General features: G+C 66.9%; 1 protein-coding gene. It reads left to right on the plus strand.

The window, feature by feature from the left end; all coding sequences use genetic code 11:
* The first annotated feature begins 26 nt into the window (after positions 1-26).
* The gene (locus AC0L3U_RS39280; protein WP_473365103.1) at positions 27-179 is read left to right on the plus strand and encodes a hypothetical protein; all 153 of its coding nucleotides are present in this window, start codon (positions 27-29) and stop codon (positions 177-179) included.
* Positions 180-281: the final 102 nt, after the last annotated feature.

A 281-nucleotide genomic window follows, 5' to 3' on the forward strand; every position in this document is an offset into this window, starting at 1 on the left:
CGTCCGCCCAGCAACCGCGACAGGAGATACGCCAAGCGTGCACCGCGGACATGCGCGCGCTGTGCTCCGGCATCATGCCGGGAGGCGGCCGCGTCAAGCAGTGCATGATCGAGCATTTCAACCAGCTGTCGGATGGCTGCAAGAGCGCGCTGAAGCAGGCGCAGGCGTCGAAGCCATAGGGCGTGCCTCGCGGGAGTGCGCGTGGGGCTCGCAGACGCGATAAGTGCCCGAGCCCTGCGGTGTCGCACGATATACAGGCGAGGCCGGCAACCCCATGTTTG

This window comes from Bradyrhizobium sp. Kon69 (assembly GCF_055807515.1).